22 protein-coding genes and 3 tRNA genes are annotated in these 25,063 nt (G+C 59.5%); 11 read left to right on the forward strand and 14 right to left on the reverse strand.

Annotated elements, in window-relative coordinates; genetic code table 11:
* The 4 genes from QFZ91_RS19010 to QFZ91_RS19025 form a co-directional block, all read right to left on the reverse strand.
* Positions 1–777 (reverse strand): hypothetical protein, encoded by a 777-nt coding sequence (locus tag QFZ91_RS19010; protein WP_429568073.1) that lies wholly within the window; start codon positions 775–777, stop codon positions 1–3.
* A 549-nt stretch (positions 778–1,326) separates the two neighbouring features.
* Positions 1,327–2,154, reverse strand: coding sequence for a hypothetical protein (locus tag QFZ91_RS19015; RefSeq protein ID WP_429568074.1), 828 nt, complete (start codon positions 2,152–2,154; stop codon positions 1,327–1,329).
* The gene (locus QFZ91_RS19020) at positions 2,151–3,173 is read right to left on the reverse strand and encodes a hypothetical protein (RefSeq protein WP_429568075.1); all 1,023 of its coding nucleotides are present in this window, start codon (positions 3,171–3,173) and stop codon (positions 2,151–2,153) included. The genes QFZ91_RS19015 and QFZ91_RS19020 overlap by 4 nt, the downstream gene beginning before the upstream one ends.
* Positions 3,174–3,185: 12 nt before the next feature.
* Positions 3,186–3,950, reverse strand: coding sequence for a hypothetical protein (locus QFZ91_RS19025; protein ID WP_429568076.1), 765 nt, complete (start codon positions 3,948–3,950; stop codon positions 3,186–3,188).
* 603 nt (positions 3,951–4,553) lie between these two features.
* Between QFZ91_RS19025 and QFZ91_RS19030 the strand changes: the two genes are divergently transcribed.
* Positions 4,554–5,243 (forward strand): hypothetical protein, encoded by a 690-nt coding sequence (locus QFZ91_RS19030; protein ID WP_429568077.1) that lies wholly within the window; start codon positions 4,554–4,556, stop codon positions 5,241–5,243.
* Positions 5,244–6,019: 776 nt separating this feature from the next.
* Here the strand turns inward: QFZ91_RS19030 and QFZ91_RS19035 are convergent.
* Positions 6,020–6,577 (reverse strand): hypothetical protein, encoded by a 558-nt coding sequence (locus QFZ91_RS19035; protein WP_429568078.1) that lies wholly within the window; start codon positions 6,575–6,577, stop codon positions 6,020–6,022.
* A gap of 730 nt (positions 6,578–7,307) precedes the next feature.
* On the opposite strand from QFZ91_RS19035, the gene QFZ91_RS19040 reads away from it, so the two are divergent.
* Both QFZ91_RS19040 and QFZ91_RS19045 read left to right on the forward strand, forming a co-directional pair.
* The gene (locus tag QFZ91_RS19040) at positions 7,308–9,164 is read left to right on the forward strand and encodes a hypothetical protein (RefSeq protein WP_429568079.1); all 1,857 of its coding nucleotides are present in this window, start codon (positions 7,308–7,310) and stop codon (positions 9,162–9,164) included.
* A gap of 22 nt (positions 9,165–9,186) precedes the next feature.
* Complete coding sequence (locus tag QFZ91_RS19045; RefSeq protein ID WP_429568080.1) at positions 9,187–9,789, forward strand: hypothetical protein; 603 nt, start codon at positions 9,187–9,189, stop codon at positions 9,787–9,789.
* Between the two features lie 138 nt (positions 9,790–9,927).
* Here QFZ91_RS19045 and QFZ91_RS19050 read toward each other — a convergent pair whose 3' ends face one another.
* The 5 genes from QFZ91_RS19050 to rph form a co-directional block, all read right to left on the reverse strand.
* Positions 9,928–11,784 (reverse strand): DUF6538 domain-containing protein, encoded by a 1,857-nt coding sequence (locus tag QFZ91_RS19050; RefSeq protein ID WP_429568081.1) that lies wholly within the window; start codon positions 11,782–11,784, stop codon positions 9,928–9,930.
* Positions 11,785–11,887: 103 nt separating this feature from the next.
* A tRNA-Ser gene (locus tag QFZ91_RS19055) sits at positions 11,888–11,977 on the reverse strand.
* 55 nt (positions 11,978–12,032) lie between these two features.
* On the reverse strand, positions 12,033–13,262 hold the full coding sequence (gene hemW, locus QFZ91_RS19060) for a radical SAM family heme chaperone HemW (RefSeq protein ID WP_429568082.1): 1,230 nt from the start codon (positions 13,260–13,262) through the stop codon (positions 12,033–12,035).
* Positions 13,259–13,921, reverse strand: a complete 663-nt coding sequence (gene rdgB / locus QFZ91_RS19065) for an RdgB/HAM1 family non-canonical purine NTP pyrophosphatase (protein ID WP_373686903.1) — start codon at positions 13,919–13,921, stop codon at positions 13,259–13,261. Before rdgB ends, hemW begins: the two co-directional genes overlap by 4 nt.
* Positions 13,918–14,655, reverse strand: coding sequence for a ribonuclease PH (gene rph / locus QFZ91_RS19070; protein ID WP_368613208.1), 738 nt, complete (start codon positions 14,653–14,655; stop codon positions 13,918–13,920). The genes rdgB and rph overlap by 4 nt, the downstream gene beginning before the upstream one ends.
* A 337-nt stretch (positions 14,656–14,992) precedes the next feature.
* Here rph and QFZ91_RS19075 point away from each other — a divergent pair, with 337 nt between their 5' ends.
* The 5 genes from QFZ91_RS19075 to QFZ91_RS19095 all read left to right on the forward strand — a co-directional run bounded on the left by QFZ91_RS19075 (position 14,993) and on the right by QFZ91_RS19095 (position 19,940).
* Positions 14,993–15,916: a YicC/YloC family endoribonuclease gene (locus tag QFZ91_RS19075; RefSeq protein ID WP_429568083.1), complete on the forward strand. Its 924-nt coding sequence runs from the start codon at positions 14,993–14,995 to the stop codon at positions 15,914–15,916.
* Between the two features lie 19 nt (positions 15,917–15,935).
* A complete protein-coding gene (gene gmk / locus QFZ91_RS19080) occupies positions 15,936–16,619 on the forward strand; it encodes a guanylate kinase (RefSeq protein ID WP_176124400.1) in 684 nt (227 codons plus the stop codon).
* Positions 16,620–16,679: 60 nt separating this feature from the next.
* Positions 16,680–16,883 (forward strand): DNA-directed RNA polymerase subunit omega, encoded by a 204-nt coding sequence (rpoZ, locus tag QFZ91_RS19085; RefSeq protein WP_008921215.1) that lies wholly within the window; start codon positions 16,680–16,682, stop codon positions 16,881–16,883.
* A 90-nt stretch (positions 16,884–16,973) separates the two neighbouring features.
* Positions 16,974–19,334 carry a RelA/SpoT family protein gene (locus QFZ91_RS19090; protein ID WP_176381226.1) on the forward strand — a complete coding sequence of 787 codons (2,361 nt, stop codon included), beginning with the start codon at positions 16,974–16,976 and terminating at the stop codon, positions 19,332–19,334.
* Between the two features lie 120 nt (positions 19,335–19,454).
* A complete protein-coding gene (locus QFZ91_RS19095; protein WP_368596565.1) occupies positions 19,455–19,940 on the forward strand; it encodes a phage protein NinX family protein in 486 nt (161 codons plus the stop codon).
* A gap of 66 nt (positions 19,941–20,006) precedes the next feature.
* On the opposite strand, the gene QFZ91_RS19100 is transcribed toward QFZ91_RS19095, so the two are convergent.
* Positions 20,007–20,083 (reverse strand) — tRNA-Arg (locus QFZ91_RS19100).
* A gap of 74 nt (positions 20,084–20,157) precedes the next feature.
* Positions 20,158–20,234: transfer RNA gene (locus QFZ91_RS19105), tRNA-Arg, on the reverse strand.
* Between the two features lie 123 nt (positions 20,235–20,357).
* On the opposite strand from QFZ91_RS19105, the gene greB reads away from it, so the two are divergent.
* The gene (gene greB / locus QFZ91_RS19110; protein WP_176105325.1) at positions 20,358–20,927 is read left to right on the forward strand and encodes a transcription elongation factor GreB; all 570 of its coding nucleotides are present in this window, start codon (positions 20,358–20,360) and stop codon (positions 20,925–20,927) included.
* Between the two features lie 107 nt (positions 20,928–21,034).
* Here the strand turns inward: greB and QFZ91_RS19115 are convergent, their stop codons facing one another.
* Both QFZ91_RS19115 and QFZ91_RS19120 read right to left on the reverse strand, forming a co-directional pair.
* Complete coding sequence (locus tag QFZ91_RS19115; protein ID WP_429568084.1) at positions 21,035–22,198, reverse strand: porin; 1,164 nt, start codon at positions 22,196–22,198, stop codon at positions 21,035–21,037.
* A gap of 527 nt (positions 22,199–22,725) precedes the next feature.
* A complete protein-coding gene (locus QFZ91_RS19120) occupies positions 22,726–22,968 on the reverse strand; it encodes a hypothetical protein (protein WP_429568085.1) in 243 nt (80 codons plus the stop codon).
* A 398-nt stretch (positions 22,969–23,366) separates the two neighbouring features.
* Here QFZ91_RS19120 and QFZ91_RS19125 point away from each other — a divergent pair, with 398 nt between their 5' ends.
* Together QFZ91_RS19125 and QFZ91_RS19130 are read left to right on the forward strand one after the other, a co-directional pair.
* A complete protein-coding gene (locus tag QFZ91_RS19125) occupies positions 23,367–23,570 on the forward strand; it encodes a cold-shock protein (RefSeq protein WP_013090197.1) in 204 nt (67 codons plus the stop codon).
* Positions 23,571–23,882: 312 nt separating this feature from the next.
* Positions 23,883–25,031 (forward strand): exonuclease domain-containing protein, encoded by a 1,149-nt coding sequence (locus tag QFZ91_RS19130; protein ID WP_368715680.1) that lies wholly within the window; start codon positions 23,883–23,885, stop codon positions 25,029–25,031.
* Positions 25,032–25,063: the final 32 nt, after the last annotated feature.

Below are 25,063 nucleotides of genomic sequence, written 5' to 3' on the forward strand. Positions count from 1 at the left end.
TTAGGGTGCCCAACTGTGCATGTTGTCGATAATCACGCCGTTAAATTCCACGTCTCCATCGTCGTGCCAGATTACGTTGTTGTCGCCGCGCAATTTGTTGTACTGCTTCATAGCGTGAAGCATGTCGCTGAACGTGTTTTGCTTGTATCCGAGCATCTTGGCGGCATAGCGTGGGTTATTGGTGCTCGCGGCGAGTTCAACGACATCGCCGCTCAACGCATCAGGCACATACTCAAACGGCTGCGGGTCGCCCAGCAGCGTTGATGCGCCTCTATCGGCAGCCTTGCCTGCGCGCGCAGCGTTCAGTTGGGCTTGCCAGGTGGCCGGATCATACTGGACGGACAGCACGGGTTCGCCGTCCGGCTGACTGCCGGTCCTCGCTACGGAATTCCTTGATGGCGTGCTGCTGTGGGGGGACGGAAACAGGCCATTACGCGGACCTTTAATGGCAAGCAGTTTGCCCCGGCGAACCTCTTCGAGAAGAGCAACGATGACCCACCAGCCATCGGTGTCAGGATCACGGTGCCGCGCGCTATGGAAAAACAGCCAGCCACTCTTCTGGATACGCCTGACCAGCTTCCGGTCTTCCTCCCACTCCCTGTGATTCAGTGCGGCAATCTCGAGAAATTCCCGGGTCTCCGCCTTGGCCTTCGGAAGGTCTGCGGCCTTGCCGAGGCACGCCTTATAGTGCCATTCGTCACAGAGGACATAACAGGCACCCAGTGGCCGCTGGCAGAACAGCTCCACTGAGTGCATCTCGAATACGGACAGGGACATAGGTGTGTCGTTGGTCTATCTGAAGTCGCTGCCGGAGTTGACAGCAGTCAGATAATTACCGTGCGACAGGCAGTCCGTACATGGGCAACCGCCCAGAATCTCCTTGGCTTTCGATGAAAGAGAAAAGCCTCCGCAAGAACATTGCAATGTTTCGCGCCCGTAGTGCGGTTGCTGACGGCACTCGCGCAGCGGATCATCGGAATAAGAAAAACAAAAGCCCCGTAAGTCGCTGAACTTACGGGGCTTTTTTTGAAAGACTGGCGGAGGCGGTGAGATTCTCGCTCAGTATAAATCCGGTCCTTTAAAAACAAAGGCTTAGCTTCGTCTTCATATTGATTCTGGCACACCTTGGTGGCACACGCAAGGATACGCGCGCAGTGCGAAGGCGAGCGTGCGGATAGCAACGAGCCACGACGGCTTCGCATGTCGCGCCGCGCCGGAAGCACAGCCACGAATCCGTCGCATCGGAGGTGGCCATCACATGCGAACGAAGCAGAATACGCGGCGCAAGGCAGAACGCTTACGGCCATGCGCCGGACCTGAAAGGCGTCAGGAGGGGGCTTTGTCAACGACGACACGGGCTTTCGGGTCAATCGAAATGCCACCCGGGTTCGCGAACGGTGAGGTACCAGCCGCCGCTAGTCCTGTCGTCGTGTATCCCGACAGTTCGCCTTCGACGTAGAAATCCCCAGCGGACGTTATCGTGAGGTTCTGGGCGTTATCCCAACTGCCGGAGAGGGTTGCGCCCACATTCCCTGTGGTACCGGACGGTAACGGGCCGGTGTACTTCGCCTGAAGCGATGGGGCGTCATTTGTATCAAAGGTCAACTTTTCGGAGAACCCGCTGACCCGGAGCGCGCGAATCATCACTAACCGTTTCCCAGTGTCGATGTCCTGACGAACAGGAGATGTCGCTGCAAGGGCATTAATGTACGCCTCGTAGGGCCCCTCCTTAACATCATCCCATGAAGCAGATGTCAAGCTCACCGTGACAGATGTCGCTCGCTTAAAAGCATTAGAAGCCTCGGCAGATAGAGGAAGGGCACTAATTGCTGCGCTGATATCGGCGTTACTTGTTAACGTCATGGTATTGGTTCCACTGCATTGGAATGGATTGCCTGAATTCAAGAACGACTGAGGCATTGGCATATCTGTTAGTGTGAAGCGAATATGGTATCCACTACCGTTCGTATTGTCGGTCCAGATTGACCCGGGGCCGACATTATTGGACGGTCCAAAATAAATCATATGTGTTGAATCTAAATCGTTTTGTGCGCATTGATTGACGAGTTTTTGGACGTCCTGAGTGCCACCCGGGCAGGCGGTTAGGAGAAACATTGGTGACAGACATGCCAACAAGAACAGAGGTTTATTCATTTTTGTACTCCATCAGGGTTGGAAACATCGCTAAAGAGACTTTCTATATTGAGTCGTATTTTGTTGTAATTGTTTGAACTCGAATCGCGGATATTCACCAGTTTTTTATACAAATCACTTCTCCAGCTGCTAACATCCCCCGGTTGAGCGGTCATTGCTTCATGGGCTGCAATTAGCCACGCCACCCGTGGTGCAGAAAAGCTTGTCCCGCACTCAGTGTCCGAGATGCGCCCAGGGAAAGAAAATCCTAACAATTCCCTGTCTGTGACCAGCAGGCTTGACGTGCAATCTGGCGTGCCGTCATTGCGAATATTCATAACTGCAAGCATGTCCCCAGGTGGCGTAAGGCTTCGAGAGGCAAATTGACGTTTCAATTGATATACCGTAGTGCCACGACCATCCCCTTCGTTTCCTGCCGAAACGACGTCGATTCCAAATCCATCTTCAGGTATTTCAATGGGAAACTCCATATTTGGAGTTGTCCATGACATATTCAGGACATATGGTTGTTTTGCGGCGTTTGAGTAAAGCTCGCAGAAGGTAAGCATCGCGGCGATGAGTGCTTCGTCAGTCTGCGGTGGCACGTCGGAGGACTTTGAGCCGATTGCCTGCACGATTTTCTCAGCAATTGTCCGGTTTCCTTTGATGACATCTGGTGGAACGGAGTCAAAGCCAAGCATCGTCGTCATATGCTTCGCATCAAGGTTAATTTCGATAAGCTGCGTGAAAATCTCTGCGGCAACTGGCTCATCATTGAAGAGCGGAAGAAAGATAACCGATACGCGTCCCCCTGGCGGTTCGAGAGCTACCAGTGGCATCAGTGAACGCTTTATCTCTGACGCGTGAGTTGTGGGATTTACCTCACGTCTATTCTGTGAAACCCCTTTCGCGTCGATTAAAAATTTCGGGTAACTGGCCGGCCCCATCATATACTTTTGTCGAACTACAGTTATTGCTTGAATGAAAAAATCGCGCGCAGTGATGAACGATGCGTCGTCGGGCCACGCATCGTCGAGCACAATGAGGATTGGTTACTTACTCGCCGCCCGTGCCAATTTTCTGCGCAACGTTGTCGTATCTTCGCTAGAAAGAAATATGGCGGATGGACTTTGCGCAGTGGCTGGCCCGCTGGCTTGGGCGAAATCTATCGGAATATGGTCATTTACGACCTGCGTTTCGTCAGGATTTTGATGAACGAGTTGTGCTGCGTAGGCACGGGGAACTCGCTGTATCATAACCACCTCTTGAGCACCTTTGCGACCCTCATCAAATATTACATTGGGTGTTCGCGTGCCTTGTTGCGATAGATTCGGTTGTTTTGCGAGAATGTCAGCTTCTACGCTCAATTTTGGTATTTCATTATTCTGATTATGTGGATTGGGATTTGTTGCTGCAAGAGGGGGTAAATTTGGAATTCTGATATTTGTGTTGGACTGGAGAATCCCGTCTTGAGGTATCTTATTTATGGTCAGGATACTTTTTGCAAATAGCTGATATGCTGCAGGCGCATTACTCACGCCAACCTTGTACTCTTTGGAAATCACCTGTGACAGGGTGTCGCCGGACTTGATGAAAATCTCTTTTTCAACTGGGGCTTTCAGGATTTTGGCTAGTTTGCCAGCGGTATTTTGATAGTCGGCTGAAATGCGTTGACGTATGTAAACATAATCACTGTCATTTCCTGGTGAGGTGACCGTTGATGACGCCGGAATAGCAGCATTCTGGGCGAATGACGCTTTTGAGCACATAAGAACGATGCCCAAACAGAGAGTATGCAGTGCGATAAGTAGGCGCATGGCTGTGCCGCCCCTGGTGGTCAACCTTTTTTACTTCTTTCTTTGACGATGTCTGCTACGGAGTGCAGGTGGTCATGAATCTCCTCTCGAAGAATAGGTCCATATCGGAAAATACGGCACACTCCTTCGAATCTCAATGTGCGCAACCGCACATATTCGGGCGCAGAACCGACAGCTGTCGGACTTGTTCCGGAGTCAAACGTTGTTTCAGCTTATACGTAGATGCTGAAACATCTGGAACTACTTTCCCCGTGCCACATAAAGGCATAGCGTGGCACACGCTTCGCCATGGGAGGCATTTCTGAGGAGCAGAATGCCTGCCTGCGCTCTGTACTCCCATTGCGGGAATGCAGCTGGCCTATTTTGGACGGCCGAACAAAGCGAATCGCTGCAGGGACAAGTTCGCATCCGATTGCACAATGACTGCACTGAATAGCACGTAGCCGCAAGCGCCGTTGAATGGCGCGGCCAATGTGGGATATGCTATCCGGCTGCGCTCCGGCCGGGCGCAAGTTTACTTGTCGACATGCCGGGAACGCTCGCTTCGTGAGCGCGTTTACGACAAATAAGGTGCCTGCATGCCGCCGAAATATAACAGCAAAAATGAGAACAGCATTCGAATATCTGGTTGAGCGGATAGTCAGCCGTCGCTGCGTCCCGCTCATCGGCGCGGGGATTTCGATGGGCGCTCGCAGACGTGGAGCGCCTTGGGACGGTCACCACGTCAAGGTGATGATTGACAAGGTCCTCGCACCCACGCTCATGGCCCGCATCACCCGCACCTTGGGTGCGCCGCCGGATGTGCGCAGCGCACGAATCTGCGTCAGCTGTCAGGCAGCTTTCGCTGAATACCACCTCGCGCTCGCAGCCACCTGCAACGGTACCTGCATGACATGCGACCTGCGTGAGGCCCGACTGAGCCGGGCGCTGACAAAAATCTGCGAAGCATTCCTGTGGGAGCACGGGGGGCCCAACCAGGAGTCGACTTATCGGAAGCTGGTCCAGACTCTTGAGATTGAAGAATTCGTGGAACTGGAGCCCACCCCAGCGCACTACTACCTGGCATTTCTTGTGCGAGAGGGGTTGCTATCCGAGGTTGTGACGACGAACTACGACTGCAACCTTGAGCGTGCCTATGACGCTAGGGACTGTCTCCCTCCTGCATCGAAAATGCGCTCGCCTGGTGGGCTGATGAGCCTTTTTCGTTACCGTCGAGTAAAGATAATCGGCGCGAGTTCTGCAGCACCCGCATTAATCTTCACATCCAGGAGGCAGGGCTGCGGCAACCGGTAGACGGGGGATACTTTGCCACCAGGGAGTTTTCGAGTTCCAGATTCATATCAATGACCGCCTGTTCAATGTGGGACCGGGCGGGATTCATTTTTGATGCCATACGGCACGTGCCCGGTCGCAACCAGTTGCGACGCTGACTCACATACGCACGTGGTCGTCGAAGAACTCTGCGAGAATGTGCGCCTTGTCCTTGCCGCCGAGAAACATGTGCGAGCCGGAACTCTCCGTCGAAACCAAGCTGCTCAAATTATCTGATGCGTTCGGCCAACGGTCTCCTCGAGGAAGAGATGACGAACGACTACCAGCTCCTGTGCGTGAACGGCGTACTCAAGAGTAAGCTGCTCGAAAGCGAACCGTTGGTCCGGCGGCACGAGGGGCGGTTCGGCAATTCTCCGACTTCAAGGACGCGATGATGCACACCATCATCGACGCAATCGATGCGCACGCCGCGACGAGCAGGCAGGCGCTCGACTCGGAGCGTGTGTGCGACGACCTGAAAGACATACTGTCGGGACATGCTCAATCCTTTGAGGCGCTACGACGTAGTTCTGGTCCACTTCGAGCGTGAAAACACAGGCTCTGTTCGCGTTTCCGGTGGTGTCAGAGAATTCTTGTGACGGGTGACCAGCCGGCGGCGTTCGTCGTTCCCATTGTTGCCAACGTCAGGTAGCCTTTTCGCCGAGATATCTAACGCGCTCACGCCACCATGGGTTAAGACGCGATAGAGAAAGCGACGCGGAAACCGTCAATGTTGTTCGCAGGAAGATTCTAAAGTTTCAGTTCAAGATGCCGTTATAGCAGCCTGAGTGACCGGCGTGCGTCCTTTGGGAAATTCTACCTGGGCCGATGTTCGTGTACCCTGCGTCGACTCGACGAAGCCGATACCCTTGAAGAAAGCAGGGTCCTGATATTTTAAAAAAAATGAGACGAGGTAGCGGTGGCGCGTACCCCGCATTCTTGGGTCCATAGATATTCTTATAGGTAGATAGGATGACCGACGAGAATCCGATGTTTTCCAAGCGGCCAGTAAGCTGTACCGGCGCTGCAGGCGCATAAACCTCAGCAATTTTCAGCTCCGATACAAGGCCGGACTTCACGAAATCCGCGAAAGTTTCGCCGTCTGGTGTTTTGATGGGACCAACTGCGCGGCACATTATTTCGTCAGGGCGCTCATTCGGAATCGGTGCCTGCGTGAATGCCCCGACGCTCACCCCGTTGACGGCCGTTGCTTTCAGTGCGACGACATTGTCGGCGGAAATCGAATACCGAGGCACTGCGTACGTCGAACAGCCGGCAAGCGCCGCCACTGCCAGGAAACCGACAATCAATTTCATATCTAGCCCTCTCCTATCGAAGTTGTGATGCCCTTGTGGTGCGTTGCCGTCAAGTCGACGACCTTCGCAAATTGCCTCCAATGCTTAGAAACACGACGCCACAGCGACTATATGGATTACGGTCATCGTCTACGAGACTTTAGGTCGTTGCCTTTGTCATTCGTGGCGCGCGGAGTCAGAATTGTTTGCAAAGCTTTGAGGAAGCTGCGGGCGAGTGCGCTAAGTGCTTGAACCGAAGATTTTTCTCGGCGGCGCAGGACCAGCCAGAGACATATGCGGAAACGATGATTGTTCAGTGCAACTTCTCGCAGCGCTATCGATAAGCTGGAGGCGGCCCAGCGATGATATGCAGGCAAGCGCCGACTTGCGCCCATCCTCGAGTACCTTGTGCGCAAGACGCACAGGGCTTCGGCCGGAAATGCTGATTGAGGAACCGCTCGCCGATTATGCGAACCGATTCGCAGCCTGCTGGAACCTCGGACACGTCCGTCTCAAACGTCGGGCGCAAACCCTCTAGCGACGACTGCCCCGTGAGAACGCGCGGCACTATGAATAGATGCTTGCGTGCATTCTCTTCTGCCTCTTCATCGGTGCCAGTCTCGCGACATATATGCGTGAGAGGTTTCTTTCGAGCCTGTCCGAACACGAGGCGCTCCGGGAACTGACCTTGATACTTGGTTCGGGTGTTACGTCCGCGCAAGTGTGGGATGTGGCGCGACGGACTGGCCTGATGGTTCTCCGGTCGGGCAGGGTCTTCTTTCGTCACGACCTGATTGCCGATTTTTTCTGCACGGTTTCCATACTGAACCGGTGCCCGGACGTTGATGCGACCGCGTGCACGTTGGCGCGACCCATCAATGCGGCGCTGACCGAGTTCGCGGTCGGAGCCTGCGAGACGTTCTCCGAATTGAGCGTGTTGTTGCGCTCCGCATCAGCGGAACTCCTGATTGCGTGTATCGAAGGCAGGTGCGGTTCCAAGGCGCGGTCATTCGTCCTTGACCGAGTGCGCGATATGCTTGACGTGGCCGTCAGCGACTACCGGCGGCTCGTGCTAGGAGTGGATACGGACCCGCAGGGTCGACATAGCGTGAGTGCGTCATTGCCCAGCGAGCTGGCGGCGCGACCCTATGAGAACTATATGGCTGTGGTGCCATATGTGCTGGGCCACGGACTACTCCCGGATGTCCTGCGTGCTTTCGGCGCGGTTGACCGCTATATCTGGGATGCAGCTGAGAGATTGCGGGGCGAGCATCCCGATATCAAGATTGCGTTTCGTCGGCGCGCCTACAACGCGGTGTACGGCACGCCCGCTAGCGTGAGGGCGATGCACGAAATCCAGCAGGGGTTCAATCTGTTCCGGACCGTTCGCGATTCGGACGCTTTGACCGCAGCGTTATGGGAGAAATTGTCAAAACCCCAGGGGCTGTATCCAGGCCAGTTGCTCATCCTGTTGGGCACGTTGAATCGGCTCGAGGTCGTGCCAGAGCTTGTTCCTGAGGACTTCGCGAAGGTGGTACAGGAATTGTGGAACCTCGGCATCCAGCGTATGCGTCTGGAGGTGGTCGAACTGGTAAGAAGGTCTGGTCCCCATCTGAACGCTGAACAGGAAGAGGATGTCAGGACGGTACTGGAGTCCTGGCTCAGCGATAACGACCCGTTCACTAACTCGCTGGTCTTCGATGCCTTGCAGGGGGTAGGTGGGCCGGTGACAGGTCTCTCGGTCGAATCCGCCCATGAAGAATTTCTTGATGCGCTCGCTATGGAGCCCACACCGCTGGCGTCTGAGCGTGCCATGCATCTGTACACGTGCACGTTTGACCATCCTTGCGATGCGTTCTACTGCGAGGCGTTCTACGAGCGCCTCACTGACGCAGAACGGCAGGCGTTGCTGCTCAGAGCCGCTGACGCAACCTATGCGGACTTGAGCATGTCGATGGTTATTGCTGAGCTCGCCCGGAATCCAGTTGCTGCGGCCATCCCATGTCTCCGGAAATTCTCACGGACACCGGATTTCAGCAGCCCGTGGATGCAGTCGGCGGTGGAAACATATGTGCGGTCGCTGCGTGCACTGGCTCGCATGGGGGCCGAGCTTGAAGCGGAGGGTGGCGAGGAACCGGTTACATCAGCCTGGCACTGCGCCGCCCGGCTCCTGCATTTCCTCGCAAGCCGTCCGGCGGGAGCGGATGGCGCGCGACAAGCCGTTCTGTGGGCGCAACTGGAAAGCTGTGGCGCAGCTCGCGCCTTTGACGTGGTCATGCGGGTGGAATCGTGTGACCTGCTCGACGACAGGGACGCGGGATTGTCGTTCCTGCCCGCCTGCGGTGAAGGCTTGCGACGCTTGGCGCGAGCGGCGTTGGCGGGTGGCTATCAACCTGAAACGGAAGTCCCCAAGCTCGCCCAATGGCGAGACCTTGCGACGGAACATCGCACCTTCGCATTGCAGGTTTTGGGGCGTGTTGGACGAACTACCGACCTCGAACTGGTAAGGGCATGGACCGAAGATGCCAGCGTCGGTCGGCACGCGATAGCGGCCGCGAGGTTGCTTGAGTCTCCGGTGCGAGACACAGACGGACGCGATACACACTAGGGATTGCATTGGGAGAGTGCCAATGAACGGTTCGGGCGAACAGGATGGGGATATCGGGAAGCGGTCGATTGCGCGGCCGACGCTGACTGATGAGCGAAATCATCCGAATCACTGGTACAACCGGGGCGCTGACCTGCACGCGTCCGCAGGGGCCCTGTGGTATGCGATGAAGTACGATGCCGAGCAAGACATTGCGGAGAATCTGGGTTTTCGGGGTGGTTTTCGCATGGACGTCGCGTGTTACCCCGTGTACCACATGCTTTGCGGCCTGGCGCTCGAGGTCATCATGAAGGCCGTGTTGATACAACGGGGTCATGCCATTCCAAAGACCCACCGCCTGACCCGCCTGAGTGACCTGCTGGGACTCACCGGCAGCGATGAGGAACACGCGTTGCTCAGGTTTTACGAGCAGGCCATTTCGTGGGCTGGCCGCTACCCGGTTCCCCTGAACTGCAGCGACGACCTGCTCCGGGGATACTCGTCGCTCGTAAGGGACGCGCTGACCATGCCAGTCAGGGCCATCGGGGCCTCAGGTCCCGAGATTCGCAGGGGGAATGGTGCTACCCGATGGGAGCGATTCTCCCCGATGTGGCATGAGATTGCAGCGCTATTCAAGCATGCCTGATGACGCCAACTAGGTCTTCAGGGCTGGGTCGACAGGGCTAGGCAAAAACCAGCCTCCTAGGGTTGCCATGGAAACCGGCCGGCGAATTTCCTCTGGATTACGGGCTACCGAAACGAGCAATGGCAGTCGCCCTGCCGGTCACGAATTCGCCTTTCCGCGCGCAAGCCATTCCGCGTAGGGCGGCGGGAAAACGACGCCCTCGAAGTCCACCTGTGCGACAAAGCGCTGGATGTGTGCCGCAATGAAGCCGTTGCCATAGTCGATGGCGCTGCTCTGCTGGCGGAAAATCTCGCGGTCGGCATCGCGCGGCAGGCTCCGGCCGCTGATGAATTCACCCAGCCCCGCAGGCCACGTACCGTTGATGACCTGCGCATCGCGGAGGCGGTCCTCAAACAGATGCCGGGAGCTGTGGTTGCCATAGCCGCGACCGAATCGCAGCCGGTCCCGCACGTGTCTCAGGAAAGCTTGTTCGTACGCGCGACCCCAGAGGGGGGCCTTGCCGGTTTCTTCCGGTATCGCCGACGGAAACAGGGGGGTGCCAGGCGGATGCTGCGCCTGCTTTTCCCTCACGAACTCGTCAAATCCCAGCGCGAGGAGCTGGGGGTGGACGGGGAGGGTCCGGATGGCTGACTCGTTCTTCAGTTTCCGCTTGGGAAGCTGCAGCGTCGATTCCGGTGAAGGTTCATCATCGTCCTCGAGCACCATCTGGATGGTCACGAGCAGGATGCCATGGCGGAACGCAAAATCCGAGTTCACGAGCTGCGTCATTTCCCGGACGCGAAACCCGTGGCACAGGGCAATGTTCGGTCCCCAGTAGCGCATGCCGAGGTCGGTTGCCATGCCGCCGGTCCAGTGTGTGGCATTCGGGTCGTACCAGTCCGATGCAAAGACCGCGTTGACCTGCGCGATTGAGAAAGGCTTCCGGGGCTTCTTCCGCGCTTTCTCCTGCTCCCTCGAAATTTTCGGCGTGGTCTCGAGGTGATTCATGGGATTGTCCGCGTGCATGTGACCCTGTGTGCGCGCGAGCGCGAACATCTCGCGCAGCGTTCGCTGCACAAAGCCATCGACATATCCTTGTGACCAGGGTTTGTGTTCGGTGTGAAGGCGGTCTTCGAGAAAGCGATAGATATCGCTTGCGCTCACGTCGTCCAGCGGTACGTCGCCGACGAACGCGATGAGGCGGTTCCAGACCGACAGGCTTTTCGAGATGGACCTGTCGTCCACGGAGCCTTTTCTGTGCGCCTCGTAGGCGGGAATCATGGCAGACACCAGTGCCCCGGACGCGTCAGGGACCTCAAACTGCGCAGCCTGTCCGCTGAGTATCTTCGAGATGGTGTGTTGAGTCTTCAGTTCCGCTTCGGTGAATGCGAGAACGAGGTCGGGCACCAGCGGGTCGTCGGGCGCGACGAGATAGCCGACGTCTTCGGCATATTCGAGTGCGCCCAGCTCAAAACTGGCCCACGCACGCGCCGCCTGACCACGGGCGATAACCGTTTGTGCCATGCGGGTGGTCCGCCGGCTGAACGACTTTGCCTCGCGCGTCAGCTCCTTGGCGGCGAGCCGGTCCCTGGTTGCGTCTCCTGTCTTGACACCCCGGTCAAAGCGATGGGTAAGTTCCCAGTGCGCCGCGCGTTGCGCGCAGATTCGGGTGATGAGAGCGGGCGAGAGCGCGACAGGTTTGCCAGGGGAGTCGTAGACGTCCGGGCGCTGCAATTCGGCAAGGCGCGAGCCCTCAGAGAGGGGCGGTCCGGCGAGCGGTTGCGTGTCGCTGCTGGTGGGCGCTGTCGTTTTTGCCTCCGCCAGCGCCAGCCACTCTGCGCGCACTTGAGCTTCGATGGCGGCCGCTTTGGCTTTGGCTTGTTTGAGGTCGGTCGTAAAGGTCGAGCGGTTGACCTCTGCTTGGCCGACCAACGCGCGAAGGGCGGTCGGGACCTGGATACACACGTACCAGTTCCGGCTGCGCTTGCCGGGATGGGGAATGACTCGGACCGTCATGACGAGATTCCGTATGGTTTCGGCACACATCACCGGCACACCTGCCTGCTCTAACTTGTTGAAAGCGCAGGATTATACGGAAAATCAACGCCCTGGAGAGAGGTGGCGGAGGCGGTGAGATTCGAACTCACGGAAGGATTGCTCCTTCGCCGGTTTTCAAGACCGGTGCCTTAAACCACTCGGCCACACCTCCAAACCGCGAATTGTAACCTGGAAAGACCTCGCTGCCGAGTCCAGACGACCCGGCATCACTGCGGATCTTTCAGGAACAGCGCTTGCAGATCGTTCAGGAACGCCTGCCCAAGCGGCGTCGGCGCGATCCGTTCGTGGTCGCGGGTGATCAGCTTGCGCCGTTCCGCTTCCTGCAACGCGGGTTCGATCGTCGTGATCGACAGACCCGTGCGCTCGATGAACCGATGCACCGGAAACCCTTCCACCAGGCGCAGCGCGTTCAGCATGAACTCGAACGGCAGATCGCGTGGCCCGACCTCGTGCTCTTCCTGCACGCTTGCCCCGGCCTTGGCCTGCTCGATGAACGTGGTCGGATGTTTGTAGCGCGCCTGACGCACGATGCGATTCGGAAACGACAGCTTCGTATGTGCGCCCGCGCCGATGCCGAGATAGTCGCCGAAACGCCAGTAGTTCAGATTGTGTTTGCTCTGCCGATGCGGCCGCGCATACGCGGACACCTCGTAGCGCTCATAGCCGGCTTCGGCGGAGCGTTGATGAATCCAGTCCTGCATGTCCGCGGACGCGTCGTCGTCGGGCAGCGCGGGCGGGAACTTGGCGAACAGCGTGTTCGGTTCGAGCGTCAGGTGATACAGCGACAGATGCGGCGGTGCAAACGACAACGCCGTTTCCACGTCGGCCTGGCATTCGGCGAGCGTTTGCCTGGGCAGCGCGAACATCAGGTCGAGGTTGAAGTTGTCGAACGTGGTCGCGGCGACTTCGACCGCGTGGCGGGACTGCGCCGCGTCGTGAATGCGGCCGAGCGCCTTCAGATGCGTTTCGTTGAAACTCTGGATGCCCACCGACAGCCGGTTTACGCCGCTCGCGCGAAACTGCGCGAACTTGTCGGCTTCGAAGGTGCCGGGGTTCGCTTCGAGCGTGATTTCCGCGTCGGCGTCGAGCGGCAGCAGCGCGCGGATGTCCGACAGCATGCGATCGAGCCCCGCCGCCGACAGCAAACTCGGCGTGCCCCCGCCGATGAACACCGTATGCACCTGGCGGCCCCAGATCAGTGGCAAGGCCATTTCCAGATCGGCGCGCAGCGCGTCGAGGTAGTCGTTCTCCGGGAACGTCTCGCCCTTCCACTCGTGCGAATTGAAATCGCAATATGGGCACTTGCGCACGCACCACGGAAAATGCACGTACAGCGCAAGCGGCGGCAGCGACGTCAAACGGATGCCGCCCGGGGACGTGAATGCCTTGACGACACCGTTGCCGATGTCCGCCGGTGTCGATCGGATCGGAATCACGCTTCCTCCGACAAACGGGCGAGCAGTTGCCGCAGCGCGATCGCGCGATGACTGCTGGCGTTCTTGACCGCCGGCTCGAGCTCGGCGGCGCTCGCGTTAAGCGAGGGCAGATAGAAGTACGGGTCGTAACCGAAGCCATGTTCGCCGCGCGGCGCGTCGAGGATTTCGCCATGCCAGCGGCCTTCGGCGATCAGCGGTTCGGGATCGTCCGCGTGACGCACGAGGGCGAGCACGCAGTAGTAATAGCCGCGCCGATCGCTCGCGCTGCGCAGTTCTTCGACGAGTCGCGCGTTGTTCGCCGCGTCGCTTTTCTCGCCACCGGCGAGTTGCGCGAAGCGGGCCGAGTAGACGCCCGGCGCGCCGCGCAGTGCACGCACGCAAAGGCCTGAGTCGTCGGCGAGCGCGGGCAGGCCGGTCAGCTTCGCCGCGTGACGAGCCTTGGCGAGCGCGTTTTCGACGAAGGTGGGGTGCGGCTCTTCCGCTTCCGGTACATTGAGCGCGCCTTGCGGGATCAACTCGATGCCGGCCGCGCCGAGCAGCGCCGCGAATTCGCGCAGCTTGCCCGCGTTGTTCGACGCGAGCACGACTTTTTTCAACGGCATGCCCGACGTTATGCCGAGAGCATCGTTCCCGCCGCCGTCCTGACGAACCTCATTCACTGCTGCACTCCCAGCGCTTCTTTCTGCTTCGCGATCAGCGTGCTGATGCCGTCGCTCGCGAGATCGAGCAGCGCATTCATTTCTTCGCGCGAGAACGCCACGCCTTCCGCGGTGCCCTGAATTTCGACGAAGCCGCCCGCGCCCGTCATCACGACGTTCATGTCGGTGTCGCACTGCGAGTCTTCGTCGTAGTCGAGGTCGAGCACCGGCACGCCGTCGTACACGCCGACCGAAATCGCGGCGACGTAATCCGTGATCGGCGAGCTTTCGATGCGGCCCGTGGCGAGTAATCTGGCGACCGCATCATGCGCGGCGACGAACGCGCCGGTGATGCTCGCGGTGCGCGTGCCGCCGTCGGCCTGGATCACGTCGCAGTCGAGATTGATCGTGCGCGCGCCGAGCTTCTCGAGATCGAACACCGAGCGCAGCGCGCGGCCGATCAGCCGCTGAATTTCCTGCGTGCGGCCGGTCTGTTTGCCGCGCGCGGCTTCGCGATCGCTGCGCGTATGCGTGGCGCGCGGCAGCATGCCGTATTCGGCGGTGAGCCAGCCCTGGCCGCGATCGCGCAGGAACGGCGGCACGCTCTCGCTGACGCTCGCGGTGCAGATCACCTTGGTGTCGCCGAACTCGACCAGCACCGAGCCCTCCGCATGCTTCGTGTAGTGACGCGTGATGCGCACGTCGCGCAACTGGTTGGGCTGGCGGCCGCTGGGGCGTGGGGTGTCGTTGCTCATGTCGGAATGGGTCGCGTTGTGTGCGGAAAGGCCGGAAGAGGGGCGGAGGAAAAACCCTAATTTTACCGCCGATCGAATCGGGCGGTTGCCCATACGCATGGCACACGAGCTTGCGGGCGATGAGCGCCGCTTGAGCACGCGAGAGTCATCGTAACGACGAGCGGCAATCCGTACCGTGAAAGCAGCCGCGTGCCGGGCCGCATCCGTGCTCGCTCACGAGCGGATGGCACCGCCAAAAATGGGATAATGCCGGTTCCCCGCCCCGCGTCTCGTACACGCCGGGCGATCCGCTTCTCAGGCCATCGTCGAACGCATGGCCGCAATCGCGAGATATACGATGATCTACAGCATGACTGGCTATGCGAGCGCCACGCGCGAACTCGTGGCGGCTTCGGGCACTGGCGGCGTCAGCGTGTCGGTCGAATTGCGCACGGTGAACTCGCGCTTTCTCGACCTGAACTTCCGCATGCCGGAAGACGTGCGCGTCGTCGAACCGACGCTGCGCGAAATGCTGATGAACAAGCTGTCGCGCGGCAAGGTCGACATTCGCGTGAATCTGCAGCGCAGCGAGCAGTCGGCGAACGCGGGCGCGATCAACCGCGACGCGCTCGCGGAACTCGCGCAGCTGGAACGCACGGTGCTCGACACGTTTCCGGAAGCCGGCCGTCTGCGTACCGGCGAAATTCTGCGCTGGCCGGGCGTGCTCGCCGAAAGCGGCATCGCGCCCGAGACGTTGCGCGATACGGTGCTCGCGTGCGGCAAGCAGGCGATCGCGGACCTGATCGACGTGCGCGCGCGCGAAGGCGCGCAACTCGCGACGATGCTGCTCGGCAACGTCACCGAAATGGAAACGATCGTCACGAAGATCACGCCGCTCGTGCCCGAGCTGATCGCGCGGCATCAGCAGAAAATCGTCGAGCGTCTGCAGGAAGCGCTAGGCATCGCCGCGCCGGATGCGGCCGTGACGATCGTGTCGCGCGAAGAGATCAACGAGCGGATTCGCCAGGAAGTGACGATGTACGGCATTCGCATCGACATTGCCGAAGAACTGTCGCGCCTCACCGCGCACCTGAACGAAACGCGTCACGTGATCGAGAAGGGCGGCAAGGTCGGCAAGCGGCTCGACTTCATGATGCAGGAGCTGAACCGCGAAGCGAACACGCTCGGTTCGAAGGCGGCGGCGAAGGAACTCGCGGATTCGTCGATGACGCTGAAACTACTGATCGAACAGATGCGCGAGCAGGTACAGAATCTCGAATAAGGCTGGAGCACTACACATCATGACCGACCATCATCCACGCGAAGCCGGCGCGCCGCGCCATCCGTACGCCGGCGCCTATCCCGGCAATCTGTTCATGGTCGTCGCGCCGTCGGGCGCGGGCAAGTCGACGCTCGTGAACGCGCTGCTCGCGGGCGACGACGCGATCCGTCTGTCGATCTCGTACACGACGCGCCCGCCGCGTCCGAAGGAGCAGGACGGCGAGCACTATCACTTCACGACCGTCGAAGACTTCATGCGGCGTCATGATGCGGGCGAGTTTCTCGAAAGCGCGGAAGTGCACGGCAACTACTACGGCACGTCGCGCGTGTGGATCGAGGAGCAGATGAAAAACGGCCATGACGTGCTGCTCGAAATCGACTGGCAAGGCGCGCAGCAGGTGAAGAAGCAATTCCACAACGCGGTGGAGATTTTCATTCTGCCGCCGTCGCTCGAAGCGCTCGAAGAGCGTCTGAAAAAGCGTGGCCAGGACGAGCCGAACGTGATCACGCGACGCCTGCTCGCAGCGGGCGGCGAGATCGCGCACGCGGCCGAAGCGGAGTACGTCGTGATCAACGAAAACTTCGATCGTGCGCTGGCTGAGTTGCAGTGCCTCGTCGGCGCGACGCGCTCGCGCTTTGCGTCGCAGTACGCGCGTCACAAGCAGCTTTTCATGCAGCTCGGCATCCACCTGCCGCACGCGTGAGCGCGGCGTGCCGTCAGGCACATAAGGTAGAATAAGCAACATACTGAGAAGGAACCCAACATGGCCCGCATTACCGTCGAAGACTGCCTCAAACAGATCCCGAACCGTTTCGAACTCGCGCTTGCCGCGACCTATCGCGCGCGTCAGCTCGCTCAAGGCCACACGCCGAAGATCGAAAGCCGCGACAAGCCCACCGTCCTCGCGCTGCGTGAAATCGCATCGGGTCAGGTCGGCGTCGAAATGCTGAAGAAGGTGCCGGTCTAAGGCGCACGGATTTTCGTTTTCGACTTGTCCGGTATTCGCCACACCGGATTGCTCAACGTGCAGAACTGTGTCCAACCGCTAGAGGCGACCATGAGTGCTACCCCGCCCACCGCCACGGAAGCGGAACACGACACCGACGCGCCGTCGTCTGCACGCAAGTACATCGACGCGGTCCTCGAGCAATCGTTTCGTCATCTGTTCGGGCCGACCGCCACGCCGGAGCAGCCGCGCCGGCATGACGTCGTCTCCATCGCCAATCTGACGTCCGCGCTGTCCGGCTATCTGCCGCCGGAAGAAATCAAGGACATCAAGGCGGCGTTCCACTTCAGCGACGAAGCCCACCTCGGCCAGTATCGCCAGAGCGGTGAACCCTACATCACCCATCCGGTCGCCGTCGCGGAAATCTGCGCGGGCTGGAATCTCGACGCCCAGGCGATCATGGCCGCGCTGTTGCACGACGTGATGGAAGACCAGGGCGTGACCAAAGCGGAGCTCGCCGAGCGCTTCGGCGCGAAGGTCGCGGAACTGGTCGACGGGTTGTCCAAGCTGGACAAGATGGAGTTTCGCAATCGCGAGGAAGCGCAGGCGGAGAACTTCCGCAAGATGCTGCTCGCGATGGCGCGCGACGTGCGCGTGATCCTCGTGAAGCTCGCCGACCGGCTGCACAACATGCGCACGCTCGGCGCGGTGCCGCCGGAGAAACGTCGCCGCGTGGCGCGCGAAACGCTCGACATCTACGCGCCGATCGCTCACCGGCTGGGCCTGAACAATACCTATCGCGAGCTGCAGGACCTGAGCTTCGCGAATTTCAACCCGCATCGTTACGCGACGCTCGAAAAAGCCGTGAAGGCGGCGCGCGGTAATCGTCGCGAGGTGGTCGGCAAGATTCTCGAATCGGTGCAGCGTGCGATTGCCGACGCAAAGCTCGACGCCGAAGTCACCGGTCGCGAGAAAACCATCTTCAGCATTTACAAGAAGATGCGCGACAAGCAGCTGTCGTTCTCGCAGGTGCTCGACGTGTATGGTTTTCGCGTGGTCGTCGACAGCGCGCTCGAGTGCTATACCTGCATCGGCGCGCTGCATGCGCTGTTCAAGCCTGTTCCGGGCAAGTTCAAGGATTACATCGCGATCCCCAAGGTGAACGGCTATCAGTCGCTGCATACTACGCTCGTCGGCCCGTTCGGCGCGCCGATCGAGTTCCAGGTGCGCACGCGCAAGATGCACGAGATCGCCGAGGCGGGCGTTGCCGCCCATTGGCTGTACAAGAACGGCAGCGCGGATCTGAACGACGTGCAGAAGCGCGCGCACCAGTGGCTGAAATCGCTGCTCGACATTCAGAGCGAAGCGGGCGATTCGAGCGAATTCCTCGAGCACGTGAAGATCGACCTGTTCCCGGACGCGGTCTACGTGTTCACGCCGAAGTCGAAGATCATGGCGCTGCCGCGCGGCGCCACCGCGCTCGACTTCGCGTATTCGATCCACAGCGATCTCGGCAACCAGTGCGTCGCGGTGAAGATCAACAACGAGCTGCTGCCGTTGCGAACCGAACTGAAGAGCGGCGACATCGTCGAGGTCATCACGGCGCCGTATTCGAAACCGAACCCCGCATGGCTCGGCTTCGTGCGCAGCGGCAAGGCGCGCTCGGCGATCCGTCATTATCTGAAGACGATGCGCCTGAACGAGTCGGTGCAGCTCGGCGAGCGTCTCGTCGATCAGGCGTTGAAGGCGTACGGCCTCGCGCTATCGGACGTGACGCCGGAAGCGTGGGAAAAGCTCGTGCAATGGACGGGCAACAAGAACCGTCAGGAAATTTTCGCGGACATCGGTCTTGGCCGACGGGTCGCCGCGGTGATGGCCAAGCGCATCGAAGTGCTGATGAGCGGGCGCGACGCCGACGACGACGGCTCGCGCTCCGAGTCCGGCTCGACGCCGCATGCGCCGCCGGTCGTCATCACTGGTACCGAGGGCATGTCGGTGCAACTGTCCGCGTGTTGCCGTCCGATTCCGGGCGACGACATCATGGGCTATATCGGCATCGGCCTCGGCATGGCGATCCACACCACCGACTGCCGCGTCGCGCAGCGTATCCACCGGCGCGATCCGGGGCGCTGGATCGACGTTGCGTGGGCGCCGCAGCCGGGGCGTCTGTTCGATGTCGCGGTGAAGGTGCTGGTCAAGAATACCAAGGGCGTATTCGCCCGCGTAGCGGCCGACATCACGTCGGCGGACGCGAACATCGTCCATATCGCGATGGACGAAGATCTGTCGCAGGAATCCACGATTCTGCGCTTCGTGATTCAGGTCAGCGATCGTGTGCATCTGGCCAATGTGATGCGGCGCGTGCGCACGAATCCGGACGTGATGCGCATCACGCGTGAGCGGCCGAGCGAAGAAGGGCATCACCGCCACGACGGCGGCATGCGTATCGACCGCGAGCGCGCGGATTACTGAGCGGCTTCCGGCTGGGCGTCGGCGCGGCCTGGACTGGCGGTTCACGCCAGTCTGGCATCTTTCGTGCGGCTCAGGATACAACTGAAGGCAAGTCTCACCTGAACCCGGGGGAGAACGCAGATGAACGTATCCGACCTCGCTGGCGTGGCGCTCGATTACTGGGTGGCGCGCAGCCTGCACGACTTCGTGCGCGAAATCTACTTTACCGATAGTGGCGAGACTGTTGCGATCCGCGGCAACGATCGCGGTCGTCCGTGGGACGGGCGCTTCACGCCTTGCGCGTCATGGGAAACGGCCGCCGTTGTGCTCGAGCGCGCGATGCGGCTCGATGTGCGCGAGCAGAGCGAAAAAGGCGCGTTGTGCGTCGCGGAGTTCAAGGGCGGACAGCGGGCCTCGGAGGGAAGCGGCGACTCGCTGCGCATTGCTTTGCTGCGGGCGTTCGTCGCGAGCCATTTCGGCGATACCGTCGACGACGTGCTGCGCGAGCGCCAGGCACTGACCGGCATGCGGGCCGAGACGATCAGCGAGCAGACGGTAGGCGGGGTCGTCGAGGACTTGCCGCACCCGGACGGGCAGATTGGGGATATCCAGTCGCCGCCGCGTTGAGTTGGCGCACGGTGCACGGTGTGCCAGAAAAACAAAGGGCCTTCCGATTGGAAGGCCCTTCATAGGTGGCGCGGCTGGCAGGATTCGAACCCACGACCCCTTGGTTCGTAGCCAAGTACTCTATCCAACTGAGCTACAGCCGCACGCAAAACAGTGATGCTTGCTGCAAAAACCGGTCAAACCTGAGAGCTCCCGGCAAGGAAGCTCTCGAAAAAGGTGGCGCGGCTGGCAGGATTCGAACCCACGACCCCTTGGTTCGTAGCCAAGTACTCTATCCAACTGAGCTACAGCCGCACACAGAAACGAGATTATAGCCAACCGAATTGAAAAATGGAAGCCCATCACGGCGATTTGTGTCGCCGGCCCGATCGTGTAACCTTTTATCAGGTTGTTGCTAGCTGCTGTTAATGGACGATTATGAACAAGGCCTTTGTCAAAGAGTCGAGCGAGGACAACGACGACGATCTCGACGTCACCCAGCCCGACGTGCCCGCAGGCACCAAAAATTACATGACTCCCGCCGGTCATCGGCGTATGCGCGATGAGTTGCTGCATCTGATCGATGTCGAGCGGCCCGAGGTCGTCAAGCTCGTGTCGTGGGCGGCGTCGAACGGCGACCGCTCGGAGAATGGCGACTACATCTACGGCAAACGACGTTTGCGCGAAATTGACCGGCGCATCCGTTTCCTGACCAAGCGGCTCGATCTGGCCGAGGTCGTCGATAGCAGCCAGCAGGAAAACCTCGACCAGGTATTCTTCGGCGCGACGGTCGACTATGCGACCGAGGACGGCGAAGAGCATAAGGTGACGATCGTCGGTGTCGACGAGGTCGACCTGGACATTGGGCACGTGAGCTGGATTTCGCCCATTGCGCGTGCGCTGCTGAAGGCCAAGGTCGGCGATACGGTCACGCTTTTCACGCCGGCCGGCCCTCAGCCGATCGACATTCTCGACGTCAAGTACCCGCCACCTGACGCCGATCGCTAGGGCGCTGGTGGAGGAGCACGCAAAGTCTGGCGAAAGACCCCTTCGGCGCGAACATAAAAAAGGCGCCGCGATCGGCGCCTTCTCTACTGCCAGTCCTTGCGCGGTGCTTAGAAACGGTGACGCAGACCAGCCGTCACAGCGACTTGCTTGTTGTTGCCCGATGCGTTACCCACGCCATTGATAAAGGCGGGGACGATCGAGCCTTCGTTTGCTGCCTGATACACGCCTTGGAGGTACACATCGGTACGCTTGGACAACGCGTATGCGGTCTGCAGGTCGACCTGGTTCCAGTGCACGTGCGTGCTGGACAGGTTAGCGCGGGTGTACGTGTACGCAGCGGCAACGCTGATCGCCGGTGTCAGAGCGTAACGAGCGTTACCCTCGAAATTCTGGAACTGGGCGCTGTTGGACGGGAAGCCGATACCGCCCGAGACACCCGATGAGCCCTGGCTGATGCCGACGAGGCCATGCAGGTTCGTCTGCGAGTACACGATACCAACGGTTGCCGGGCCGAACGCGTAGTTGGCGCCTGCGCCCCATGTTTGCTGACGTTGCGCGAAGAACGTGTTGTCGCCCGATACTGCGCCACCCGAATTGAACGCTGCGGCCGCGCCGGTGGCGCCGTTGGCGTTCAGTTGCAAGTAAGCGGCTGCGACGTTCAGGCCACCCCAGTTGTACGATGCGCCCGCGCTGTATGCGCGGTTGTTCGCGAAGCCGCTAGCCTGGTTCGAAAAGCCGTACAACGCGCCGAACTTGAAGCCGCCGTAGTTCGCGCTCGTGTACTTGGCCGAGTTGTTGATACGGAACGAGTTGTTCAGGTTGTCGTTGTCGAACGGGTGGGCGAACTGGGTGCCGCCGTATTGCGTGCCGGTCAGTGCCAGCGGGCCGACGTAGTCGACCATGCTGTCATATTGACGGCCGAGCGTGACAGCGCCGAACTGGTCGCTCGACAGACCGACGAACGCCTGCCGGCCGAACATACGGCCCTGCTGCTTGAGCGTGCCGTCGTTGATGCCGAAGCCGTTTTCCAACGTGAAGATGGCCTTCAGACCACCGCCGAGATCTTCAGCGCCACGCAGGCCCCAGCGGCTACCGTTCACCGAACCGCTCGTCATCGCAACGTTGGCGCCGTGCTGGGTAGCACTGACGCGCTGGTTATTCGTATAAGTAATCCCGGCGTCGATCAGGCCATACAGGGTGACGCTACTTTGCGCGTGCGCTGCCGTGACGAATACGCCCGACAGGGCAGCGACCATGAGTGTCTTCTTCATTGATATAACTCCAAGAGCGAGAGAGGTATAGAACCCTGGCTTAGGAGACCTTCACGCGAGCGCTGCGAGAAGCGGAATCCGCGTGAGAAGCGCGCTGACCAGATCCGCGCCGGTTTCCGATTACGCAGAGTGTAGAGAGACACTTCCAGCAGTTGGTGTTCCGATTTGCGCAATAAAGTATTACGCATCAAGAAACGATCATGACTCGCCATTCGGGCCTTATGGATAAAGGCTTTGCGACGAACTCGGCGGAATTCAGCGTCTGATTTTTCCTAAACCGCGTTGCTGATTCGCGACACCAAACGATGCGAAAAAACAACGGGAAGAAATGCGGAAAAACGATTGTTGTTAATGGGGCAATACACGATTGTCAATTGTGTGAATAATCGAAATCGCATACGACCGCTATACTTTAGTTTCTGCTTTCCGAAGCAGACTTTTTCGTTGACGAAAAAGATCTCCAAACCTTGTCAGCGCGACCTTCCAGTCGCGCTTTTTTTATGTCGGACGAGCTTCGCGAACTGCTCCTAGTGAGCGGGGGCGGTGCCTTCCGTGTCGTCGCAATCGCCCTGCGCGGACACGCTCCAGTCTTCCATCACATAATGGCGCGCATCCATCGGCGAGGAGAGCAGATTCTGCCAGTGGTCTCCATGCCACATCGGATCGAAGTCGAAAACCGTGGATGCGTCCGCGGTTGCAGGTTGACCTGGTATGACCTTTGCGTGCGAATGAGTTAGCCAGGCGAACAGACGGCGAATTTCCTGGAACATGACAACCTCCTGAAGCACATCGCTACAACTCATCTGCATCATGCGAGTCGGATTGCGCAGCAACAAGTCGGACAAACACTTACGCAAAGATGGATTTTGTTACATCCACGTTGCATATTTTTCGCAAATTTTTCCGTTTCCAAACTGGGCTAGATCATTCCAGGTAAGTTTGACGAGCTGATCTATATCCATGCGATTTGAAGCATTATGTCTTTATACGCTAAACGCATATGTAAAGTTTACTTGACGGCGATTCTCTGTTCCCCGTATAACGGCAAAGCCGAATTTGATTGGCTGTTTCTGGTTTTTGTCTTGATCAGATATGGGCAACTGAATCGGGGTTGGATCGATTCAAGGGCAATGCCCGCTTTGGATAAATCACCGAGGGAAAACAGGAAATGGAAACTGGTGTCGTCAAATGGTTCAACGATGCTAAGGGTTTTGGCTTCATTACGTCGGACGCGGGTGGCGAGGATCTTTTCGCCCACTTTTCGGAGATCCGCAGCGAGGGCTTCAAGTCGTTGAAGGAAAACCAGCGGGTGTCTTTTGAAGTCAAGACCAGCCCGAAGGGCAAGCAGGCGGCCAACATTCAGCCGCTGTAAGTGCGCTGCGCCGGGCGCGCCGCCCACGCAGTCGGGAGCGAAAAACCCTCGTCGTCGCGCGAGGGTTTTTTATTTCTCTCATCGAGATCTTCGGTAACTGCATGGTTCAGCAATACGCATTAGCGTCGGAAGATAATTCAGTGAAGCGAATTGGCTACATCCGGATTAATGATTCAAGCGTCTGCGGGAACATCTGCGCAAAATTGAGGGGCCGCCGACCAGTTTCTGCCTGCGGACGGCGCTCAGTGTGGATGCGCACCGTCCAGCTGGTGCATACTTGCCGCAAATTCACGCATCCGAATCTCTTGCCCCATGTCTGAACTGCTTTCGCCGGAACCGGCGCTCGATGCACCCATCGTTTTCGTCGACCTCGAAACGACCGGCGGCTCGACGAGCGAGCACCGCATTACTGAGGTCGGCGTCGTCGAAGTCGGGCCGGCCGGCGTATCGCGCTGGAGCAGCCTCATCGATCCGCGGCAGCCCATTCCGTCGTTCATCCAGCAACTGACCGGCATCACGAACGATATGGTGCGCGGCGCACCGACGTTCGAGTCGATCGCGCCCGCGCTGTTCGAGCGCCTGAACGGCAAGCTGTTCGTCGCGCACAACGCGAGTTTCGATCGCGGATTTTTACGCAGCGAATTTCGTCGCGCGGGAATTGCGTTCGATCCGGACGTGCTTTGCACGGTGCGGCTGTCGCGCGCGCTGTTTCCTGGCGAAAAGCGCCATGGTCTCGATGCGCTCGTCGAACGTCATGCGCTGGTGCCGTCCGACCGTCACCGCGCGCTCGCCGACGCGGATCTCATCTGGCAGTTCTGGCAGCGTCTGCCGACGCTCGTACCGCTCGAAGCGCTGCGCGCGCAGATCGAGCGCACGACGCGTCGCTACCGGCTCGCCGGCGACATCACCGAAGACCTGCTCGACACCGCGCCGGCAGGCTGTGGCGTGTACGCGTTCTATGGCGAAGGAGATGCACCGCTGTATGTCGGCCGCAGCGTGCGCGTGCGTCAGCGGCTGCGCTCACATCTGACCGGCGAGCGGCGTTCGTCGAAGGATATGCGGCTTGCGCAGCTGGTGCGGCGCGTCGAATGGCGCGCGACTGGCGGCGAACTCGGCGCGATGCTCGCGGAGGCGCAGTGGATCGCGACGCTGCGGCCGGGCCACAACCGTTTGCCGCGCGTGACGAAGAGCGATCCCGCGAACGCGCCGTGGCCGTTCGAGGGGCCGATCGTTTTCGAGGAGCGTGAGGACGCGCAGCGCATCTTCCACGTGGTCGATCGCTGGCGATACCTCGGGCACGCGCCGTCGCTCGTGCAGGCGGCGCAACTGCATGCGTCGACACTGGCGGGGTCGTTCGAACTCTCGACGTACCGTATCCTGCAGAGCCATCTGGCTCGTGGTCTGCGCGTGATGCCGTTAAGCGTATCGCGTGACACTCCGGAGTCGAGCATCGTCGTGTGACGCCTATGCAGCGTGCGCTCGTGGTAGCGTTG

This window comes from Paraburkholderia sp. JPY419 (assembly GCF_050435705.1).
GTDB lineage: Bacteria > Pseudomonadota > Gammaproteobacteria > Burkholderiales > Burkholderiaceae > Paraburkholderia > Paraburkholderia youngii.

Excerpts from the sequence above, each read along its gene's own strand:
- QFZ91_RS19050 (WP_429568081.1), bottom strand. The coding sequence starts at position 11,784 with ATGACGGTCCGAGTCATTCCCCATCCCGGCAAGCGCAGCCGGAACTGG.
- QFZ91_RS19030 (WP_429568077.1), top strand. The coding sequence starts at position 4,554 with ATGAGAACAGCATTCGAATATCTGGTTGAGCGGATAGTCAGCCGTCGC.
- QFZ91_RS19035 (WP_429568078.1), bottom strand. The coding sequence starts at position 6,577 with ATGAAATTGATTGTCGGTTTCCTGGCAGTGGCGGCGCTTGCCGGCTGT.
- QFZ91_RS19010 (WP_429568073.1), bottom strand. The coding sequence starts at position 777 with ATGTCCCTGTCCGTATTCGAGATGCACTCAGTGGAGCTGTTCTGCCAG.
- QFZ91_RS19095 (WP_368596565.1), top strand. The coding sequence starts at position 19,455 with ATGAACGTATCCGACCTCGCTGGCGTGGCGCTCGATTACTGGGTGGCG.
- QFZ91_RS19120 (WP_429568085.1), bottom strand. The coding sequence starts at position 22,968 with ATGTTCCAGGAAATTCGCCGTCTGTTCGCCTGGCTAACTCATTCGCAC.
- QFZ91_RS19125 (WP_013090197.1), top strand. The coding sequence starts at position 23,367 with ATGGAAACTGGTGTCGTCAAATGGTTCAACGATGCTAAGGGTTTTGGC.
- QFZ91_RS19025 (WP_429568076.1), bottom strand. The coding sequence starts at position 3,950 with ATGCGCCTACTTATCGCACTGCATACTCTCTGTTTGGGCATCGTTCTT.
- QFZ91_RS19045 (WP_429568080.1), top strand. The coding sequence starts at position 9,187 with ATGAACGGTTCGGGCGAACAGGATGGGGATATCGGGAAGCGGTCGATT.
- QFZ91_RS19015 (WP_429568074.1), bottom strand. The coding sequence starts at position 2,154 with ATGAATAAACCTCTGTTCTTGTTGGCATGTCTGTCACCAATGTTTCTC.
- QFZ91_RS19115 (WP_429568084.1), bottom strand. The coding sequence starts at position 22,198 with ATGAAGAAGACACTCATGGTCGCTGCCCTGTCGGGCGTATTCGTCACG.
- greB (WP_176105325.1), top strand. The coding sequence starts at position 20,358 with ATGAACAAGGCCTTTGTCAAAGAGTCGAGCGAGGACAACGACGACGAT.
- QFZ91_RS19130 (WP_368715680.1), top strand. The coding sequence starts at position 23,883 with ATGTCTGAACTGCTTTCGCCGGAACCGGCGCTCGATGCACCCATCGTT.
- gmk (WP_176124400.1), top strand. The coding sequence starts at position 15,936 with ATGACCGACCATCATCCACGCGAAGCCGGCGCGCCGCGCCATCCGTAC.
- QFZ91_RS19090 (WP_176381226.1), top strand. The coding sequence starts at position 16,974 with ATGAGTGCTACCCCGCCCACCGCCACGGAAGCGGAACACGACACCGAC.
- QFZ91_RS19040 (WP_429568079.1), top strand. The coding sequence starts at position 7,308 with ATGGTTCTCCGGTCGGGCAGGGTCTTCTTTCGTCACGACCTGATTGCC.
- rph (WP_368613208.1), bottom strand. The coding sequence starts at position 14,655 with ATGAGCAACGACACCCCACGCCCCAGCGGCCGCCAGCCCAACCAGTTG.
- QFZ91_RS19075 (WP_429568083.1), top strand. The coding sequence starts at position 14,993 with ATGATCTACAGCATGACTGGCTATGCGAGCGCCACGCGCGAACTCGTG.
- rpoZ (WP_008921215.1), top strand. The coding sequence starts at position 16,680 with ATGGCCCGCATTACCGTCGAAGACTGCCTCAAACAGATCCCGAACCGT.